Genomic DNA, 19,210 nt, shown 5'->3' on the forward strand with positions numbered 1-19,210 from the left:
GCTAGACATAGTGTGTTTTACGGGTATAATAACACTATTATCTATAGTATAAGGACAAACGGGTTTGAGAAGATAATTAACGGAGCCTAATGAGTCTCAAAAACCATTTCAGGTTCTTCAACTTCCACCACTCCATTCTCATTAATTCGCTTCAATTGCACCGTTTTTAGTTCGTTGATTAGCAGTGGATCATATTTTGCGGCCACCCTCACATAGTTTTCAGTAAAACCGTGCATCATGCCATCTTCAACATCGTCTTCAAAGAGAACGGTGCGTGTAGTTCCCAGCTGGCTTTCGTAAAACTGTCGTTTCTTCTTTTCGGATAGAATACGCAACATTTTAGAGCGTTTCTGTCTTTCCTTCATTGGTACAGTTCCTTCCATTTCAGGTGCAGCCGTATTGGCTCTTTCCGAATAGGTAAATACATGCAAATACGAAATGTCCAGTTCGTTCAGAAAGTTGTAAGTTTCCAGAAAGTCGGCTTCTGTTTCGCCAGGGAAACCAACAATAACGTCTACTCCAATGCACGAATCGGGTATAAGGCTCTTAATTTTTGAAACCCGGTCTTCGTACAGCTCTCTCAGGTAGCGCCTTCTCATTTTCCGCAAAATTTTATTGCTACCTGACTGTAGCGGAATGTGGAAGTGCGGTACGAAGCGCTTTGAATTAAGCGTATATTCTATGATTTCATTGGTTAGGAGGTTGGGTTCAATAGATGATATCCGAATTCTGTCAATGCCCTCTACCTCATCGATTGCTTTTACAAGGTCCACAAATCGCTCAGTTCGTTTTCCGTCCTGAATTCCAAAGTCACCTATGTTTACCCCGGTAAGCACTATTTCCTTAGTATCGGTGGCGGCTATTTCCTTTGCCGATTTAATGATGTTCTCTATGCTGTCGCTGCGGCTTTTGCCTCGGGCAAGTGGTATAGTACAGAATGCGCAGTGATAGTTGCAACCATCCTGAACCTTTAAGAAGGTTCTGGTTCGGTCGTTTATAGAATAGGCATTGTTAAAAGTTGTTGCTTCTTTGATCTCAGAGGCCAATACTCTAGCCTGCGGAGATTTTTTGAAAGTAGGAAGGAGGTCCAGAAGTCTGAACTTTTCAGCCGCTCCCAAAACAGCGTCTACTCCCTCAATATTGGCAATTTCTTTGGGTTTTAGTTGGGCATAGCACCCAATGATAGCCACAAACCCGTCAGGGTTGATTTTTTGAGCCTCTTTAACAATCTTCTTACACTTCTTATCAGCATTTTCTGTAACGCTGCAAGTATTAATGATAAAGACATCGGGGGTGTCAGAAAACTCCACCTTGGCAAACCCTCTTTCCTCAAATTGTCTGGAAATAGTAGATGTTTCGGAGAAATTTAGTTTACAGCCTAATGTATAAAATGCAACCTTCTTCATTGACGGGTGGAAAGACTGCAAAGGTAAGGATTATTGAAGAAAGATAGTTGATGGAACCCTATTAGCTTCACTTTTTCAGAAATCGATAGTATTAGGTGTGATTTTTAACCCAAATCTCTTAGTGCAAACGTTTTTCTTTTGAAAACGGATAAAAAAATAAGCTGAAACGAAAGAGGTTTACGTAATTGTGTTAATTTCGGGACGAATTTAGATCACAAAAGTCAACAAAAATGTCGAATCAGCGCCAACGTGCCCTAAACATCGTGCAGCAAAGAACTACAGACAGAGTTTTTGCTCCTTCTGACAAAATTTCTGACTTCTTCGCAGAAGAAGTGTTCACAATGGACAAGATGAAAGCCACTCTTGCTCCAGATACTTTCAAAAAAGTAGAAAGTGCCATTAAAAAAGGGAAGAAAATTGACGTAGAAACTGCCAATGAGGTAGCTTCTGCTGTAAAAACCTGGGCAATTTCTAAAGGAACCACTCATTATACTCACTGGTTTCAGCCGCTTACAGGTGCAACAGCCGAAAAGCACGATTCGTTTTTCGATGCGCACAAGGGCATTGAGGTGTTTAAAGGTAGCGAGTTGATTCAGCAGGAACCCGATGCATCCTCATTTCCTAATGGTGGTATACGATCTACTTTCGAAGCCAGAGGTTATACGGCATGGGATCCAAGTTCACCAATTTTCATTTGGGGACGTACACTTTGTATTCCAACCATTTTTGTGTCGTACACCGGTGAGGCCCTGGACTATAAGGCACCGTTGCTAAAAGCTGTTGAGGCAGTAGATAAGGCGGCCACTAAGGTATGTCAGCTTTTCGATCGAAATGTGAATAGAGTCAGTGCTTCACTAGGCTGTGAGCAGGAGTATTTTGTAGTAGATAAGGCCTTGTTCAATGCTCGTCCTGACTTGGTAATGGCCGGAAGAACCGTGTTTGGCCGCCATCCTGCACGTGGGCAACAGTTGGACGATCACTACTTTGGTGCCATACCAAGTAGAGTATACAACTTTATGAAAGACTTTGAAATAGAGTGCCTTAAACTAGGTATACCTGTTTCTACCCGTCATAATGAGGTGGCACCTTCTCAATTTGAGGTGGCACCAATATTTGAAGATATTAACGTGGCCACAGATCATAACTCACTTATGATGGATGTGATGAATCGAGTGGCCGAAAGGCACGACTTGTCCATTCTGTTCCACGAAAAACCATTTGCAGGTCTAAACGGTAGCGGAAAACACAATAACTGGTCGCTTATCGCATCCAATGGGGTGAACGTATTCCAGCCAAGCAGCAGTGCCAGAGAAAACCTTCAATTTCTTACGTTCCTGGTTAACACCGTTAAGGCCATTCATGAGTATGCGCCTTTGTTGAGGGCCAGTATTGCTTCTGCCGGAAACGATCATCGCTTGGGTGCTAATGAAGCCCCTCCGGCTATTATGTCGGTTTTCCTGGGGTCCGATCTTAATGCCGTTCTCGATGAACTTGAGAACAATGGTAACATTAAGATTGACAAGGGTGAAAATATGTACATGAAGTTGGGAATTGATAAAATTCCTGAGATCATTCTCGACAACACCGATAGAAACAGAACGTCTCCCTTTGCCTTTACAGGTAACAAGTTTGAATTCAGAGCAGTTGGTTCTAACCAGAACGTGGCTGAGCCAATGACAGTGCTTAACCTCATTATGGCTAAGCAACTGAAAGAATTCTATAAGGTAGTTAGCGAAAGGATTAAAAAAGGCGAAGACAAAAAGATTGCTATCGTCAACGTGCTTAGAGAATACATAAAAGACTCGAAGGCCGTTCGCTTCGAAGGAGATGGTTACTCTCAAGAGTGGGCCGATGAAGCCGAAAGAAGAGGTTTACCTAATGTGAAAGATACTCCAAGAGCGTTGGATGCTTATGTATCTAAAACCTCTAAGCATATTTTTGAGGAGTTTGGTGTAATGTCGCCACTAGAGCTAGAAGCGCGAAACGAAATTCAGCTAGAGAATTATATTCTCAAGATTCAAATTGAGGCACGCCTGATTTCTGAAATGTCTATGGCTCAGGTAATTCCTGCCGCAATTAACTACCAGAATAAACTAATTCAGAATGCTCGTGGTTTGGGAGAGTTTGGGTTAGATAATAGCCATATCAAATCGATTCTCGAAAAGGTAAACGCTCAGATTGTTACTATTCAGAAGAATGTAACAGCCATGAACGATGTGAGGGGAGAGATTAACTCTATAGAAGATACCAGAGAAAGAGCCATTGCTTACTGCGATCAAATTAAAGCAGCTTATTTTGATGTGATCAGAGATGCTGTGGATCGTTTGGAAGGTTTGATTGACGATGAAGACTGGCCATTGTTGAAGTACAGAGAAATGTTATTCTTAAGGTAATTTCCTTTTTGAAACCACTATAGAAGGCCTGTTTTCATTAGAGAACGGGCCTTTTCATTTGTTGGTAGTTGTATGCGGTTTCATCAGACCACAGGTAAAACTATGGGGAGATTAATAGCAGGCATAAATTGTTGTGGGCATCCTTTCTTCTTAGACTAAGCAGAAATGTCGTTTGCTGGTCAATTGCAGGGTGATAATAAACATGCTCATTTACAAATAGTTATATTTATAATGAATGCGTGGAATGACCAAAAAGAAGATTAAAATAGGTTGCCTGACTCTTTTATTAGGCTTTATAGTTCTTACTCAAATTGTAAGCAGCTGTGTTAGCCTCACCAAGAGCGATAGGGAGGTAGCAAAGTATTTTCGAGACAAGCCGGTTCAACCACGAAGTGTGTTTTACAATGTGGATGGTTACGCCATTCATTATAAACAACTAGACGTAGCGAAAAACGGTACTATTGTGTTTCTGCATGGTTCACCGGGCGGATGGGATGCGTTCATAGATTATTTTGCTGACAGTACTTTGTACCAGAACGTGACTGTAGTGGCAGTAGACCGCCCAGGCTATGGCAAGTCGGAATTTGGCAAACCGGTAGGCTCCATAGAGAAGCAAGCAGCCTTGTTGCAACCCATGCTTGAGGCGTTGCCTGCTCCCAGAGTTATAGTAGGTCATTCGTTAGGAGGGCCAATTGCTGCCCGGTTGGCAATGGATTACCCCGATTGGGTAGATGGTCTTGTGCTACTGGCACCGGCTTTGGATCCGCGCCTTGAGCCTAACGAAGATTGGTTCAGAAAGCCCATGCGATGGCCATTGCTAAGTGCGCTGGTTCCCAAAATTATACGGGTTTCGAACGAGGAGCTTATTTTTCTTGAGGAGGAGCTTGAACAAATGCTTCTGCTTTGGCCCGGAGTTCAGGCAAAAACTATTGTGTTACAAGGAGGAGAGGATGGACTCGTACATCCACAGAATGCCAATTTTGCTGATAGCATGCTAATCAATGCTCAAAAAGAGGTGATATTCTTACCTAAGCAGAACCATTTTTTACCTTGGAATGAATATGCTCTTGTAAAACAAAAGGCACTGGAATTGATGAGGGAGTTCAGGCAGTAAGGATTAACTCAGTGCTTCTATTTGCTTTAAAACCTCTTCTGCCTCGGCAGTCTTTAAGTCGCTTGCTTTCCGGTTGCTATGTGAAAGTTTGTGAGCTTCTTCAATTAGTTTTTTGTAACGATCGTGAAGCTTCTCTTTTTCTGTTTTTTTAGTAAACCAACCCATGATTTTTTATAGCTCAACAGCTCTTTAAATACAATTGTTTTAGTAGGGGTGCTTATTTAACCTGAGTTCGATGTACGAAAAGAACGTCATGCCGGAAAAACAGGCCTTAAACTCTCAAAAAGGGCTGTTTTATCCGATATCTCAACAGAGCCTAAATGAGATTGGGGATATTTTCCTTTGCGTATGTGAAGTTTTCAGAGGAAAATTCCGCAATGACGTCCTAAGAGGGGATATTTTACTACTTACTTACATTGAACTCAGGTTTATTTAGATAAGACAAATGTAAATAGACCACGTGAACCACAAGCTGTGTCTTTGTAGTGCCTTATAAGAGCCATTTGAGATGACACAAGGTGGTAAAATGTCGATACATTCGCTGTATGACCAAAGCAAGTAACCCTATGATTTAATTAAAACCTCTTTTGGTGCTCACCAGCTCACCATTGCTATAATACTCAATGTCTACTACGGTACCTGATCGAGAGAAAACCTCCCAGCTACCTTCTTTTACACCATCTACTAGTTTGCCAGAGGTGATTTTTCTACCTTTTTCATCAAAGAAAGACCATTGGCCATTAGGCAACCCTCGCTCATAGTTTCCTTTAGAAAACACGGTGCCATCAGCATAATAATTTATAACCTCGCCAAAGCCGTTCTTTAAGCTTCCGGAACTGTGTTTTCTGCCTCGCTCATCAGTGTATTCAGTAATGGACATTAGTCTTCCTTCCACCCATTGCTCTTCTTTCATTGATGCACCGTTCTTATGAAAATAGCCCCAAAGCCCATCTTTCCCGCCTTTTTTATAGCTACCAATAGATTCTAGTTTTCCGGTGCTATAATAATAGAACCATTGACCGGTTTCCAGGTCATCGAGAAAAGAGCCCTCTGCAACGAGTGTTCCTGTTTGGTCAAACGACTTCCAGTTACCAACTCGTTTATCTTTTGAATATCTGCCCAATTCGGAGATCATGCCGTTGTCATGGAAATACTTCCAGGCACCTGTTTTCAGTCCGAGCTCATACTTTCCCTCCGCAGCGAGTAAGCCGTTTTCGTAATACTGCTGATAAAGGCTATCGGCCAGGCCATATTTATAGTGAGTTATCGACTCAAGTTGCTTATTGGGAAACCAGCTTCGGGCAGTGCCAACTGGTTGATCGTTTTTGTAGGTAATTTCGGAAGCGGTGCGTCCGTTCATGTGGTAGGCCACCCAAGTTCCTGTTTTTTTGCCTTTTTCGTAGTATTCAACACCGGCCTCCATATTTGGTCCGTAATAATACTCCCATTTACCATCGCGCTGACCGTTTAGATACAGGCCTTTTTCAATGACATAGCCATCGTAGTCGTATTTTTTCCACTCGCCATGGAGTAAACCGTTTTTATAAGTAGTCTCCACGGTTTTAAAACCATATTCATCGAAGGCTGAGTAGTTTCCATTGAGCAGGCCGTTTTTGTAGTTAGAAATAAACTCGGCCTGACCGTTGGGATGGAAGGCCGTCCAGAGTCCTTCTTTTTCTCCACTTTTAAATGTTCCTTTTTCTAAAGGGGAGGAGTTTTCTCTAAAAGATTCCCACTCTCCGTTTAGCTGATTGTGAGCAAAAATGGCTTTTACTGCAACTACCCGGTTGGGGTAAAATAAATAGTATGGACCATTAAGGCTGTCGTTTCTATAGCTTAAACGTGCCCGTTCAACCCCGTCTATAAATATATTCCAATAGCCCGATTTTTTCCCCTCAAAGTAGTTGCCTCTATGAATGTAGCTGCTGTCTTTGGAGTAAGCTATCCAAAGCCCGCTTCTTAGTCCGTTTTCTTTTTCACCCTTCTCTGTTAGCTCCAGATTTTCTGAAGGAAAAATTAAAGTAAAAGCCTCTTGGGCCTTGAGGGGGAGTTGTGCTCCGGCCAAAAAAACAAGGGAGAAGAGTAATGTTGCTTGTCGCATAAACTATAAGGTGGTTGAGAGTCGCCCTAACGAATCAAATATTAAGCCAAATCAGCCGAGAACCAATCGTTAAAACACTCAAGTGTCAAACGATGGATGGAATTAATTTGGTTCATACTAAACAATCTAAATAACCGTATTGATTGATTTTTTTTAATAAAAGTGGTCGCTTGTGTTATTGACTCTTTGTCAATCAGTAAGTTATGAGTTTCCAATAGCGAGTTAGACCATGGGTTGTCATCCAATAACAGTCGGGTGTTTTTGTTGGCAAGGGCAAGGAGCCGGTCTTCTACATATCGCAGAAAAATACCACTGGCAATAAGGTTACAGGAAAAGTGCCGGCCATACCAAACAATCACTCTGAAAGTAAAAATGTCTGTTTGAAAGAATGAAGAAGGAAAATCGAAAACCTGAAAGGGGTATCCGGAGTGATTGTTTCCTCTACTTATTTTAGAAGGAATGCTCGAAAGACCATCTGGTAAACTCCATATTGGTCTGCTTTTCCATAACTCGGCCAACTTTTGCTGGGTGTAGTATAGTAAATCGTTAACCTGTTTATCCGTTTTTAACTTCAGTTCAAAGAATTCCTTCTTTTCAAGGAAATCGATCAACTCCTAATTAAGCTCTACCATCTGATGAGCGCTGAAGCCCATGTGAAACCACTCCCAAAAGCAGCCAGACAAACAAGGTCTCCATCTTTTATTCGGCCTTGTTCCCAAGCTTCGCTCATGGCGATAGGAATAGAAGCTGCTGTGGTGTTGCCAAGCTTCATTATGTTATTAAAGACCTTATCGTCAGCGAGACCAAATTGCTTTTGTACGAAGTTGCTAATGCGCAGATTGGCTTGATGAGGTACGAGCAGATCAATATCTTCAGGGGTTAGTCCATTATGCTGCAAGGCCTCTTGTATTACCTCGCTAAAACGCACCACAGCATGTTTGAAAACCGCATTTCCATTCATGGTTAGGTTGAATGTTTTGCCATCCAGCAGTTCTTTAGACAACCTTACTTTACGGCTCGATCCGGGGTCTTTTACGTAAAGCTCCTCGGCATAATCGCCATCGGCATGTAGGTGAGTGGAAAGTATGCCTCTGTCCTCATCGGTAGCCTGAACAATAGCAGCGCCTGCACCATCGGCAAAAATGACTGAACTCGAGCGTCCTTCTGTGGATTTATCCAGAGCAGACGATTGAATCTCCGCACCCACAACCAGAACGGTTTTGTACATACCGGTTTTCACAAATTGGTCGGCAATAGATAGCGCATAAACAAAGCCAGAACAGGCATTTCTTATATCTAATGCGCCAATGCCCTGTAGGCCCAGTTCGCGCTGCAAAAGTACCCCGGAACCAGGGAAAAAATAGTCAGGTGTAATAGTAGCAAAAACTATAAAGTCAATATCGTCAGGTTGTAGTCCCGCTCTTTTCAGGGCCAATTTACTGGCTCGTGTAGCCATGTTAGATACGGTGTCTTTTTCCGGATTAAACCAACGTCTTTCCTCAATGCCCGTACGCTCAACGATCCACTCATGGTTGGTGTCCATTATTTTTTCCAGATCGCTGTTCCTCACAATGTTTTCAGGCACATAATGGCCAAGTCCGACTATTCTAGATTTTTTCACAGGCAGGAGTTTTTGTTTGAGTATTATTCATAACCGCTCTTCACAGCATTGTTGCCTTTTTGGGCAACGCACAATTTACGCAAAATAGAACAATGGCGGCATTTTGCCACAAGCCGCTCCGTAAATTGTGGTGAGGAAAGGCTTAAAACATGTAAGAGCTAACATTTTTGGTGAGTGGCTGGCGCACAACCCAAAATAAGCTTTAGTTTGCCTGCTGGAAAAAAAGCAACATACTCAAAACATATTCGTAACAGTGTTGGAAAGTAGTTTGAGAGAAATGATGAAAGGTGGTCTTTGCTGTTTTGTGGCCTTGGTACTGGTGACCTTTACAAGCTGTGGTGATCATGAAAAAGAGCTTACTGCCGATGAGATCATTCAAAAAGCGGTGAAGCGTCATGGAGGCGATAATTACGACAACATGGAAGTGGAATTTGACTTTCGCAATCGCCACTTCAGAGCAAAAATCAGCAATGGAGAATATGTTTACGAACGCAGTTTTAAAAGTGACAATGGCTGGGTAACAGACATATGGTCTAATAAAAAATTTAAGCGCATGGTAGGGGAGAAAGAAATAAAACTCGACCGTGAAGATATGCGCACATACCGTACGGCTACTAATTCTGTAATTTATTTTGCACTTCTTCCCTTTAACCTGGACGATCCGGTGGTGAACCGGCAACTAATGCGTTCGGTGGAAATTAAAGGGCAACCCTACTACAAAGTAGAAATTACCTATGGTGAAAATGGAGGAGGGCAAGATTTTGAAGACGTGTACATTTATTGGATACACAAGGAAAACTTCACGGTAGACTACCTGGCCTACTCCTTTAATATAAATGGAGGAGGGGTTCGCTTTAGAGAGGCCTACAACCAGCGTGAGGTCGAAGGCATACGCTTTCAAGATTATATGAACTATACCATAGAAGAAGACTTTCCTGCCCACGAATTAGACTATGCTTTTGTAACCAACAAATTAAAGCTGGTGTCTAAAATTGAGTTGGAAAACGTTGAAGTAAGACTTTTTCCGCAACCGCTGGCCGACTAGCTAAATAAAGTAAGGTTGCCAAACTGATTGGCAGGAGGCACCTTCTCCCACAAGGCGCTCCCATTAAAATTAGGATCTGCCAAACGCGGGTTAATTGTATAGTGTTTTATGGGCTCGTCACTAAACGGCTTAACAAACTCCAGAATGCTTTCGGCTGTGTTGCTGTCATTGAGCCATTCCATCATTAGGTCTTCATTAAGAATGGCCGGCATTCGAGAGGTAACTTCGCTTACATCGCCAGAGGCCTCGGTGGTCAAGATCATAAAAGTATTCACCTGTTCACCATCTTCTGTTTCAAAGGTGTCCCATATACCGGCTATACCAAAGAGCGAATTGTTTTGCAGATAAAAGCGGTATGGAACCTGTTCTTTTTTGCCCAGGTCTTTCCAATCATAAAAACTATCGGCAGGGATTATACAACGTTGCTGCTTTAGACTTTTACGTTGAGAAGCCTTGCTTAGGAGGGTTTCTACAGGTGCATAGAGCAGCTTATGGCTCACGCCTTTACTCTTTGTAAAGGAAGGGTGGATGCCCCAATAAAAATAGCTTAGTACATCAGGGTCGGCACTGGTTATGGCCGGTAATAGCTGAGTAGGTTGCGCGTTAAAGGTGCCTTGGTGATTGTCGGGAACTTCAACACTAAAATGTTCTTGAATAAGCTGAGCTTCGGATGCAATAGAGAAGTTAGGGAGCATTTAGTCGATCTAAAATTGGTATTCCAAGTTCGTTAAAAAAGCCTTTGGAATCAAATTGTAAAAAACTTGTTTGCAAAGAAAGCAATAGCCCAACAAAGTGTATGACAGATCGGGCTTTATTCTGGTATCTTTAATTTGAATATAGATTGTTTTAAACCTATTTTTGGAGCCTAAATTTTGACGGAGCAATATGGCTGAAATTGTAAAAATGCCAAAGATGAGTGACACCATGGAAGAAGGTGTTATTGCGGTTTGGCATAAAAAAGTTGGTGATAAAGTAGAATCTGGAGAATTGATGGCCGAAATCGAGACCGATAAGGCTACCATGGACTATGAATCATTTCATGAAGGCACTGTGCTGTACCTTGGTGCAAAAGAAGGAGAAGCGGTAGCCGTAAATGGCATATTGGCAATTGTTGGCGAAGAGGGAGAAGATTATAAAGCCCTTTTGAATGGAGCCCAGGAAGAAGCCACCGAAGAAAAGAAAGAAGAGAAAAAGGCAGAACCCCAGAAAGCTGCTGAAAAAATAGATACCAGCAACATCAATGCTGAAATTGTACGTATGCCCAAAATGAGCGACACTATGGAAGAAGGTGTTATTGCGGCATGGCACAAGAAGGTAGGTGATAAAGTAGAAGCTGGAGAACTAATGGCCGAAATTGAAACCGATAAGGCCACTATGGAATACGAGTCCTACCACGATGGTACCGTACTTTACCTGGGAGCTGAGGAAGGAAGTTCGGTAAAAGTAGATGGTATTTTGGCAGTAGTTGGTGAAGAAGGTGCCGATTATGAGGCACTCATTAAGGCCGACCAGCAAGGAGGTACTCCTGATGATGAGCCGACTCCGACTGCCAAAGAAGAGAGCAAACAGGAAGAAGCCAAGAGCGAGCCTATATCTTCGGGTTCTTCCTCAAACAATACATCAGGAAGCAATGGCCGTATCAAAGCCTCTCCTTTAGCAAAGAAAATGGCAGAAGAAAGGGGGATTGACATCAGCCTTGTAAAAGGTAGTGGAGATGGCGGACGTATTGTGAAGCGTGATGTTGAGAACTACGTACCAAGTCAGCAAGCGCAGGCTCCGGCTCAGGAAGCCGCTGCAGCTCCGGCTGTGCAGTTACCCAAAGTAGTTGGCGAAGAAAGCTTTGAGGAGATGAGAGTGAGTCAAATGCGTAAAACCATTGCTAAGAGACTTTCTCAAAGCAAATTTACCGCACCGCACTTCTACCTCACCATGGAAATCAACATGGATAAGGCCATAGAAGCCAGAAAGAGTATGAATGAGGTTTCACCGGTAAAAATATCGTTTAACGATATGGTCATTAAGGCTGCCTCGGTGGCCCTGAGAAAACATCCACAGGTAAACTCATCATGGCTAGAAGATAAAATCCGCATAAATCACCATGTGCACATTGGTGTGGCCGTGGCGGTCGATGAGGGACTGCTTGTGCCTGTTGTACGATTTGCCGATAGTAAACCACTTTCGCATATTTCTGCCGAGGTGAAAGAGTTGGGAGGAAAGGCCAAGAATAAAAAGCTTCAACCCGAAGAAATGTCGGGCAATACCTTTACCATTTCTAACCTGGGAATGTTTGGTATAGATGAATTTACGGCCATCATTAATCCGCCTGATGCCTGTATTATGGCCGTTGGAGGCATTAAAGAAACAGCCGTAGTTAAAGATGGTCAGTTGACCATTGGAAACATTATGAAGGTAACCTTATCGTGCGATCACCGTGTAGTGGATGGGGCAGTAGGTTCCGCCTTCTTGCAAACCTTCAAGAGTCTGCTGGAAGATCCGGTGAGGCTGTTGGTATAAAGAACTAACAAATGCTGCTTTAAGAGCCTCAGACTTTTATGCGTAAAAGTCTGATCCGATTGCTCATTAAAACCAGAATGCCGAAGGGCTACGGTTTTGGGCAATGGCTTTTGAAGCAGCATTTTTCATTAAAGCAAATTGAAAATGACAAAGATAAAATCGACAACTGTTTTGGCCGTAAAGCACAATGGAGGTATTGCCATAGGTGCCGATGGTCAGGCTACTATGGGAAACACTGTGGCTAAGAGCAATGTAAAAAAAATCAGGAAACTTCAGGAAGGTAAGATAGTGACCGGCTTTGCAGGATCTACTGCTGATGCCTTTACTTTGCTGGAGCGTTTCGATGAGAAACTAAATGCCTATGGGGGTAACATGAAACGTGCAGCCATAGAGTTGGCCAAAGACTGGCGTATGGATCGTTACCTGAGACGGTTGGAGTCTATGCTCATTGTGGCCGATAAAGAAGACATATTAATTCTCTCCGGAACCGGTGATGTATTGGAGCCTGACAATGGCATTGCAGCCATAGGATCAGGGAGCATGTATGCCCAGGCGGCAGCTCAGGCTCTGGTAAAGCATGCTCCTGAACTTGACAGCTATAAAATTGTCGAAGAAAGCTTAAAAATTGCTGCTGACATCTGTATTTACACCAATAGTAATTTGATTATTGAGAGAATTTCCTAAATTTGTGTTTAGAAATAGTGCAACTTTTTCTAACACCAACAACACCTATCATTTTCTAACTATTCTGAGATATTCAGACATTGAAAGCGCATGCTTTCTAAAACAAAGAAAATGAAAACCATAGGTAGATTATTAATTCTCTCATTCTTAACTGTAGTGCTTGGGGCTTGTGCAGAGTCTCCGGTGGTTAACTATCAGGAAGCTACAGAAGGCAGACTTCTGTTGGGAGCCAATGTGCACCTGGGAAATGGTGAGGTAGTAGAGAATGCTGCACTTGGTGTAAAAGATGGCTATGTGACCCTTCTGGCTGCCGATGCACTAGATCAGTTAGACCTGAGAAAATTTCAGGTAGATCAGTTAGGGCCGGAGTACCATATTTATCCTTTTAAGAAAATTGATGCCGGAAATTCTGGGATTGTCCTGGCAAGGGCCGATTCAGAACCAATAAATATTGCGATACGCGACAAAGAAGTGGAAAAATGTATAACCATTGGTTGTGAAGCGCAGTTGTTAATATGCTACGGAAGCATTCAAGATATCTCCAAGTTCAGAGTAGACTATGTGGTGATGGGAGGAGAGAAAGTTAAGATAATGAGGCAAAGCGACTACGGTTCCGCTATACTGCCCGATTAAATTGTAACAGTCTGATCATATACATAAAAGGCCGCTGTGATATCATAGCGGTTTTTTGTTTTTGAGCCGTTTTTAAGTACATCAGTCCTTTATTGGCAAGCTTCCTCAATTGATTCACTAATCAACCTTCCGGCAGTTTCTATATCTTCCATACTTATATTGATGGGAGGAGCCAGGCGGAAGCTTTCAGGGCAAGAGAGAAACCAGAAAGTAATAATACCTCTCTTTAAACAGGCTTGAACAATTTTTTGAACCAATTCAGCATGCTCAAATTCAATGGCGAACATTAGCCCCTTTCTGCGAATCTCCTTTATGGCCGAATGTCTAATAGCCTTTTCCAAATGGTAGCCTTTTTCTTCAACCGAAGCGAGCATATTCTCTTCTTCAATAGCCCTGAGGTTGGCCAAAGCGGCAGCACAGTTTACGGGATGCCCGCCAAAAGTAGTAATATGGCCCAGCATGGGAGCATGGGTAAAGAGATTCATTTTTTCATGCGAAGAAATAAACGCTCCAATGGGCATTCCTCCACCAAGGGCTTTGGCAAGGGTGAGGATATCCGGTACTACTTCATAGTGTTCAAAGGCAAACATTTTACCGGTACGACCAATGCCTGTTTGTATTTCATCGAAAATAAGCTGAGTCCCTGTTTGGTTGCACTTATTGCGCAATGCCTCCAGAAACTCCCTGGTGGCTATGCGTACCCCGGCATCTCCCTGAATAGGTTCTACCAAAACAGCGGCAGTTTTTTCAGAAATAAGTTCTACATCGGCTAGTCGATTGAAATGAATGAAGCGAACATCGGGCAATAAAGGTCTAAAACGATACTTCTTGGTTTCGTTGCCCGATACACTAAGAGCTCCGTGAGTGCTGCCATGGTACGACTTGTGGCAGGAAATTACTTCTGTTCTGCCAGTAACCCGTTTGGCTAGTTTTAAAGCTCCTTCAATGGCTTCGGCTCCGCTGTTTACAAAATAGCTACAGTTTAGACTTTTGGGGAGTAGCCCGGCCAGCTCAAGAGCCAATTGGTTTTGAGGTGTTTGAATAAACTCTCCGTAGGCCATTACATGCATATACTTGTCTAATTGCTCTTTAATGGCGACTACTACTTTGGGATGTCGATGGCCTATGTTTGTTACCGCTATACCGGAAATGAGGTCGTAGTATTGCTTACCATTCTTATCAAAAATATATGTGCCTTCGGCATGGCTCACTTCTATAGCCAATGGGTGAGGAGAGGTTTGAGCCAAATGGTGCAAAAAGATTTCCTGCGAGTTCATGTGCGAAATTAATGAAGTTCTGCATTCCCATTGGCACCTATTCATTAGTTTTGACCTATGTTGAATACCACTCCTTTTAGCCCTTTTGAGAAAGGATTTTTGTGGTTCTTTCTGTGTCTGGTTGTATTCGCCTTTTATTATCAGTTGGGTATCTATCCATTGTTTCTGGAGGAGCCCCGTAGGGGATTAATTGCTCTGGAAATGATGATGCAGGACAATTACTGGGTTCCGACACAAACGGGTGATTTGTACTTCAGGAAACCACCATTGTACAATTGGCTTCTCATTTTGTCGTACAAGGTATTTGGTGTCAATGAGTGGGCCACTCGTTTTTTTTCGGTTTCAAGTCACCTGCTTTTAGGGCTTATCACCTATCTGTTTTCTAAGAGATATTTGGGCAATGCATTGGCTGTGCTTGTGGCCTTTAGCTATTTGTTGGCGGTGGATATACTGGTCTATTTTTCGGCTTTAGGCGAAATAGACTTGTTCTATGCGCTGCTTACCACCCCAATACTTTTTGGGATATTCCACTACGGGGAAAAGGGTAGCTACCTTAAGCTTTTTCTTTTGGTATATGGGCTAACAGCCCTGGCCTTCCTCACCAAGGGCTTAAGTGCCCTTCCATTTACTGGCATTAGTTTGTTGGTATATTTCAGTTGGAAAAAGCGTTTTAGAGAGCTTTTCTTTTGGAGGCATTGGTTGGGTGTCTTGCTGTTCTCAGTCCTGGTAGGAGGGTATTTTTATCAGTATAGCCAGTACGAGGAAGTGAGCGGATGGTGGACTACTTTATTCCGCGAATCAGCCGAGAAGGCCACAGGAGGAGGCTTTTCTAAATGGATTAATCATTTAATAGCTTTTCCCCTCGATACACTCAAAAACCTGCTTCCGGCTACTTTTTTCTTGCCCGTTATTTTCAGAAAGCAGATTATCCAGTTGCTTAAAGCCAACCGATTGGTTTGGTATGGTGTGCTCGTATTCCTTAGTAATTTTGCGGTGTATTGGTTGTCTACTGAAGGGCGATCGAGATACATTTACCCCTTGTTCCCTTTCGCTTGCCTGGTGTTGATTTATGCCGGAGAGTTGTCTGGCGTTCGCTGGAAAGATAAGTACCTTAGAGCAGTTTCCATTGTTTGTGCGGGGCTTATGATTATCGCTTTTGCAGCCATTCCGTTTTTACCTTCCTTAGAAGCGGTTGACAATCGATGGGTAATAACCGGTATGGGGGTGTTCCTTCTCACCGTGCTTTTAGGGATTACTTTAAAAAGAAGGGTGAGACCCTATTTGGCCGTTTTGGCCGTATTGTGTGTTTTGCGTTTAGGTTTTTCTTTCATTGTTCCGCAAACAAGGGAAAAGACAACGGGTGCAGCCAAAGACAAGGCTTTGGCAACCGAATTTGCCTTACTTACGGAAGGAAAGCCACTTTACAGGCTTGGTGATGTGCGCATGTCGCTAACTGTAGTTTTTTACCTGGAAAGAGAGCGTGGAGAAGTATTGAAACAGAAAGGAGAGTTTTCGCAGGGGTATTTTTTCTGCTATACAGAAGATTTACCCACCACATACCAACCGGTGGGGGAGCTGAGTTATCACGGAGAGCCCATATATTTAATTCGCTATACACCTTAAGCAATTTTTCTGAATCTGCTGTTAGTAATTGCTGCCTGAATGTGGTGCCTGAAGTAATTGGGTAAAACAGGCTTTTGCAGTACAGCCACTATGTCAGACGTTTTTACATCGTCAGGATTGTTGCCGGTAAGTATAAGGGCTGGCATGGCAGCATTGATTTCGTTGGCTTTTTCAACTAACTCCGTTCCATTCATAAACGGAAGTTGATTATCGCTAATCATTAGATCAAAACGCTGCTCTTGTAACATTTGCAAGGCCAGAAAGCCATCGCTGGCATGGAATACCTCATAGTTCCATGATTCAAGCATTTTCTTATATACCATTAATGATACCCTGTCGTCTTCTACCAATAATATCTTGAGTCTGTTCATAACCTTCCTGTTTTATGATTCAAATATTGGCCTAATAATGATGGTACGTGAGATTCTTCGACCATTGGAAGGATTTCTGGGATGAGCATAAAAAAAGCCCAGATGAGAAACCTGAGCTTTTTGGTGACTTTAGCGTCTATTATTTTCGTTTGAGTACTTTTCTAACCGCCTTGGCTATATTTTCAGCATCAATGCCATATTTTTTCATAAGCTCATCGGGAGTACCGCTTTCGCCAAATGAATCGTTTACGGCTACCATTTCGAGCGGAGCGGGATGATGTAGAGCCAGCGTCTGTGCTATGCTGTCGCCAAGTCCACCGTTCATTTGGTGTTCTTCGGCTGTAACCACACAACCGGTTTTGCTTACTGAAGCCAAAACGGCTTCTACATCCAGCGGTTTTATGGTGTGTATGTTAATTACTTCTACACTTATGCCCTCCTTGGCCAGTTCCTCTTCGGCCACTATGGCCTCCCACACCAAGTGTCCTGTTGCAAAGATGGTTACGTCCGACCCTTCTATGAGGTGGAGTGCTTTACCAATTTCAAATTTTTGATCCTCAGGGGTAAAAATAGGCACTTTGGGGCGCCCAAAGCGTAGGTAAACGGGGCCCTGATGCTCAGCAATGGCTATGGTAGCGGCCTTAGTTTGGTTATAATCGCATGGGTTGATCACCGTCATGTGAGGCAACATCTTCATCATGCCAATATCTTCCAGTATTTGGTGGGTAGCCCCATCTTCGCCAAGAGTAAGACCTGCGTGTGAGGCACAGATTTTTACATTCTTGCCGGAATAGGCAATAGACTGTCTTATCTGATCGTAGACTCTTCCGGTAGAAAAGTTGGCAAAGGTTCCTGTAAACGGAATTTTTCCACCTATGGTCAGGCCAGCAGCAATACCCATCATGTTGGCTTCTGCAATTCCTACCTGAAAGAATCGGTCAGGATTCTCATCAATAAAATCCTGCATTTTCAAAGAGCCCACCAAGTCGGCACAAAGGGCCACAACATCAGGGTTGATTCTACCGAGTTCAGCAAGGCCAGCGCCAAAACCTGAACGTGTATCTTGCTTTTGAGTGTAAGTGAATTTTGTCATGTTGCTGAATTAGTAGTCGCCTAGGGTTTCGTTCAATTGAGATAGGGCAGAGGCCAGTTGCTCATCGTTAGGGGCAATTCCATGCCATTTATGAGTGCCTACCATAAAGTCTACTCCGTAGCCCATTTCGGTATGCATTAGGTTCATTACAGGCTTTCCTTTACCACTCAGGGTTTTGGCTTCTTCCATGCTTTTTACAATGGAAGCCATATCGTTGCCTTCGCTCTCCATTACTGTCCAGCCAAAAGCTTCCCATTTGGCTCTTAAGTCACCTAGAGACATAACTTCTTCTGTTGGCCCGTCAATTTGCTGGCCGTTCACATCGATGGTCGCAATAAGGTTGTCTACTTTATGGTGAGCCGCATACATGGCCGCTTCCCATACCTGGCCTTCTTCTATTTCGCCATCGCCCATGAGTATGTATACCAGGTGATTGTCTTTGTTTAGTTTTTTGGCCTGTGCTGCTCCACAAGCCACAGAAAGTCCCTGGCCCAAAGAACCTGAGGCTACGCGAATGCCGGGAAGGCCTTCTTCGGTAGCAGGGTGACCCTGAAGACGGGAGTTTATTTTGCGGAAAGTGGCAAGTTCGGCCACATCGAAGTAGCCGGCTCTGGCCAATACACTATACCAAACCGGTGAGATGTGGCCATTAGATAAGAAAAAGATATCTTCATTCTTTCCATCCGGATCGAAATGATCTTTCCTCTCCATCAGGTTAAAATACAGGGCTACTAAAAAATCGGTGCAGCCCAACGAGCCACCGGGGTGGCCTGAGCTGGCCCCATGCACCATGCGTACAATGTCTCTTCGCACTTGAGAGGCTATTTGCTCAAGTTCTTCGATGTTCTTTTTACTCACCTTTCAAAGTTGTTTATGGTTGTGGAATTATTTTAAAATTTGCGCTGCGTGGTCTTTGGTTTTTACCTTTTCAATGACCTCTTCAATAATGCCTTTTTCGTTAATGATAAAGGTTGTTCTGGCCGTGCCCATGTACTTTCTGCCATACATTTGTTTTTCTACCCAAGTGCCAAACTGTTCGTGAATGCTCTTGTCTTCATCGGCAATGAGCGGAAAGGGCAGCTCAAATTTATTGATGAAGTTTTGGTGTTTTTTGGGAGAATCGGAACTAATACCTACCACTGCGTAGCCTGCCTTAAGCAGTGCTTCGTAGTTATCGCGCAGGTTGCAGGCCTGGGCGGTACAGCCGGGTGTATTGTCTTTGGGGTAGAAGTAAAGAGCCAGTTTTTTTCCGGCAAAATCTGAAAGTTTTATGGTGTTTCCATCTTGGTCGATGCCTTCAAAGGCAGGGGCTTTGTCGCCTACTGTTAAGCTCAT

18 protein-coding genes are annotated in these 19,210 nt (G+C 43.2%); 7 read left to right on the forward strand and 11 right to left on the reverse strand.

Annotated elements, in window-relative coordinates; translation table 11 throughout:
- Positions 1-86: 86 nt before the first annotated feature.
- Positions 87-1,406, reverse strand: a complete 1,320-nt coding sequence (gene mtaB, locus IE164_RS08695) for a tRNA (N(6)-L-threonylcarbamoyladenosine(37)-C(2))-methylthiotransferase MtaB (RefSeq protein ID WP_189629820.1) — start codon at positions 1,404-1,406, stop codon at positions 87-89.
- A gap of 230 nt (positions 1,407-1,636) precedes the next feature.
- Between mtaB and IE164_RS08700 the strand changes: the two genes are divergently transcribed.
- Together IE164_RS08700 and IE164_RS08705 are read left to right on the forward strand one after the other, a co-directional pair.
- Positions 1,637-3,799: a glutamine synthetase III family protein gene (locus IE164_RS08700; protein WP_189629821.1), complete on the forward strand. Its 2,163-nt coding sequence runs from the start codon at positions 1,637-1,639 to the stop codon at positions 3,797-3,799.
- A 244-nt stretch (positions 3,800-4,043) separates the two neighbouring features.
- A complete protein-coding gene (locus tag IE164_RS08705; protein WP_189629822.1) occupies positions 4,044-4,913 on the forward strand; it encodes an alpha/beta fold hydrolase in 870 nt (289 codons plus the stop codon).
- A 3-nt stretch (positions 4,914-4,916) separates the two neighbouring features.
- On the opposite strand, the gene IE164_RS08710 is transcribed toward IE164_RS08705, so the two are convergent.
- The 4 genes from IE164_RS08710 to IE164_RS08725 all read right to left on the reverse strand — a co-directional run bounded on the left by IE164_RS08710 (position 4,917) and on the right by IE164_RS08725 (position 8,635).
- Positions 4,917-5,078 (reverse strand): Lacal_2735 family protein, encoded by a 162-nt coding sequence (locus tag IE164_RS08710; RefSeq protein ID WP_308440966.1) that lies wholly within the window; start codon positions 5,076-5,078, stop codon positions 4,917-4,919.
- 406 nt (positions 5,079-5,484) lie between these two features.
- On the reverse strand, positions 5,485-7,014 hold the full coding sequence (locus IE164_RS08715; RefSeq protein WP_189629823.1) for a toxin-antitoxin system YwqK family antitoxin: 1,530 nt from the start codon (positions 7,012-7,014) through the stop codon (positions 5,485-5,487).
- A gap of 41 nt (positions 7,015-7,055) precedes the next feature.
- Entirely contained in the window at positions 7,056-7,625 is a 570-nt protein-coding gene (locus IE164_RS08720; RefSeq protein ID WP_189629824.1) for a hypothetical protein, read from the reverse strand.
- Positions 7,626-7,639: 14 nt separating this feature from the next.
- Positions 7,640-8,635, reverse strand: coding sequence for a 3-oxoacyl-ACP synthase III family protein (locus tag IE164_RS08725; protein ID WP_189629825.1), 996 nt, complete (start codon positions 8,633-8,635; stop codon positions 7,640-7,642).
- Positions 8,636-8,888: 253 nt separating this feature from the next.
- Here IE164_RS08725 and IE164_RS08730 point away from each other — a divergent pair, with 253 nt between their 5' ends.
- Positions 8,889-9,680, forward strand: coding sequence for a DUF6503 family protein (locus IE164_RS08730; RefSeq protein WP_189629826.1), 792 nt, complete (start codon positions 8,889-8,891; stop codon positions 9,678-9,680).
- Here the strand turns inward: IE164_RS08730 and IE164_RS08735 are convergent.
- Positions 9,677-10,375: an SOS response-associated peptidase gene (locus tag IE164_RS08735; protein WP_189629827.1), complete on the reverse strand. Its 699-nt coding sequence runs from the start codon at positions 10,373-10,375 to the stop codon at positions 9,677-9,679. The two genes, IE164_RS08730 and IE164_RS08735, sit on opposite strands and share 4 nt — an antisense overlap.
- A 190-nt stretch (positions 10,376-10,565) precedes the next feature.
- On the opposite strand from IE164_RS08735, the gene IE164_RS08740 reads away from it, so the two are divergent.
- From IE164_RS08740 to IE164_RS08750, 3 genes are all read left to right on the forward strand, one after another.
- Positions 10,566-12,194: a pyruvate dehydrogenase complex dihydrolipoamide acetyltransferase gene (locus tag IE164_RS08740; RefSeq protein ID WP_189629828.1), complete on the forward strand. Its 1,629-nt coding sequence runs from the start codon at positions 10,566-10,568 to the stop codon at positions 12,192-12,194.
- Positions 12,195-12,338: 144 nt separating this feature from the next.
- Positions 12,339-12,878 (forward strand): ATP-dependent protease subunit HslV, encoded by a 540-nt coding sequence (gene hslV / locus IE164_RS08745; RefSeq protein WP_189629829.1) that lies wholly within the window; start codon positions 12,339-12,341, stop codon positions 12,876-12,878.
- A 111-nt stretch (positions 12,879-12,989) separates the two neighbouring features.
- A complete protein-coding gene (locus IE164_RS08750; RefSeq protein ID WP_189629830.1) occupies positions 12,990-13,511 on the forward strand; it encodes a hypothetical protein in 522 nt (173 codons plus the stop codon).
- Between the two features lie 89 nt (positions 13,512-13,600).
- Here the strand turns inward: IE164_RS08750 and IE164_RS08755 are convergent, their stop codons facing one another.
- Positions 13,601-14,788, reverse strand: a complete 1,188-nt coding sequence (locus IE164_RS08755) for an aspartate aminotransferase family protein (protein ID WP_189629831.1) — start codon at positions 14,786-14,788, stop codon at positions 13,601-13,603.
- A 57-nt stretch (positions 14,789-14,845) separates the two neighbouring features.
- On the opposite strand from IE164_RS08755, the gene IE164_RS08760 reads away from it, so the two are divergent.
- Positions 14,846-16,411, forward strand: coding sequence for an ArnT family glycosyltransferase (locus IE164_RS08760; RefSeq protein ID WP_189629832.1), 1,566 nt, complete (start codon positions 14,846-14,848; stop codon positions 16,409-16,411).
- Here the strand turns inward: IE164_RS08760 and IE164_RS08765 are convergent.
- The 4 genes from IE164_RS08765 to bcp form a co-directional block, all read right to left on the reverse strand.
- Entirely contained in the window at positions 16,408-16,782 is a 375-nt protein-coding gene (locus IE164_RS08765; protein ID WP_189629833.1) for a response regulator, read from the reverse strand. The two genes, IE164_RS08760 and IE164_RS08765, sit on opposite strands and share 4 nt — an antisense overlap.
- 139 nt (positions 16,783-16,921) lie before the next feature.
- A complete protein-coding gene (locus IE164_RS08770) occupies positions 16,922-17,875 on the reverse strand; it encodes a transketolase family protein (protein WP_189629834.1) in 954 nt (317 codons plus the stop codon).
- Between the two features lie 9 nt (positions 17,876-17,884).
- On the reverse strand, positions 17,885-18,733 hold the full coding sequence (locus IE164_RS08775; protein WP_189629835.1) for a transketolase: 849 nt from the start codon (positions 18,731-18,733) through the stop codon (positions 17,885-17,887).
- Positions 18,734-18,760: 27 nt separating this feature from the next.
- Positions 18,761-19,210 (reverse strand): thioredoxin-dependent thiol peroxidase, encoded by a 450-nt coding sequence (bcp, locus tag IE164_RS08780; RefSeq protein WP_189629836.1) that lies wholly within the window; start codon positions 19,208-19,210, stop codon positions 18,761-18,763.

It is taken from the genome of Roseivirga thermotolerans, assembly GCF_014653175.1.
GTDB classification, from domain to species: domain Bacteria; phylum Bacteroidota; class Bacteroidia; order Cytophagales; family Cyclobacteriaceae; genus Roseivirga; species Roseivirga thermotolerans.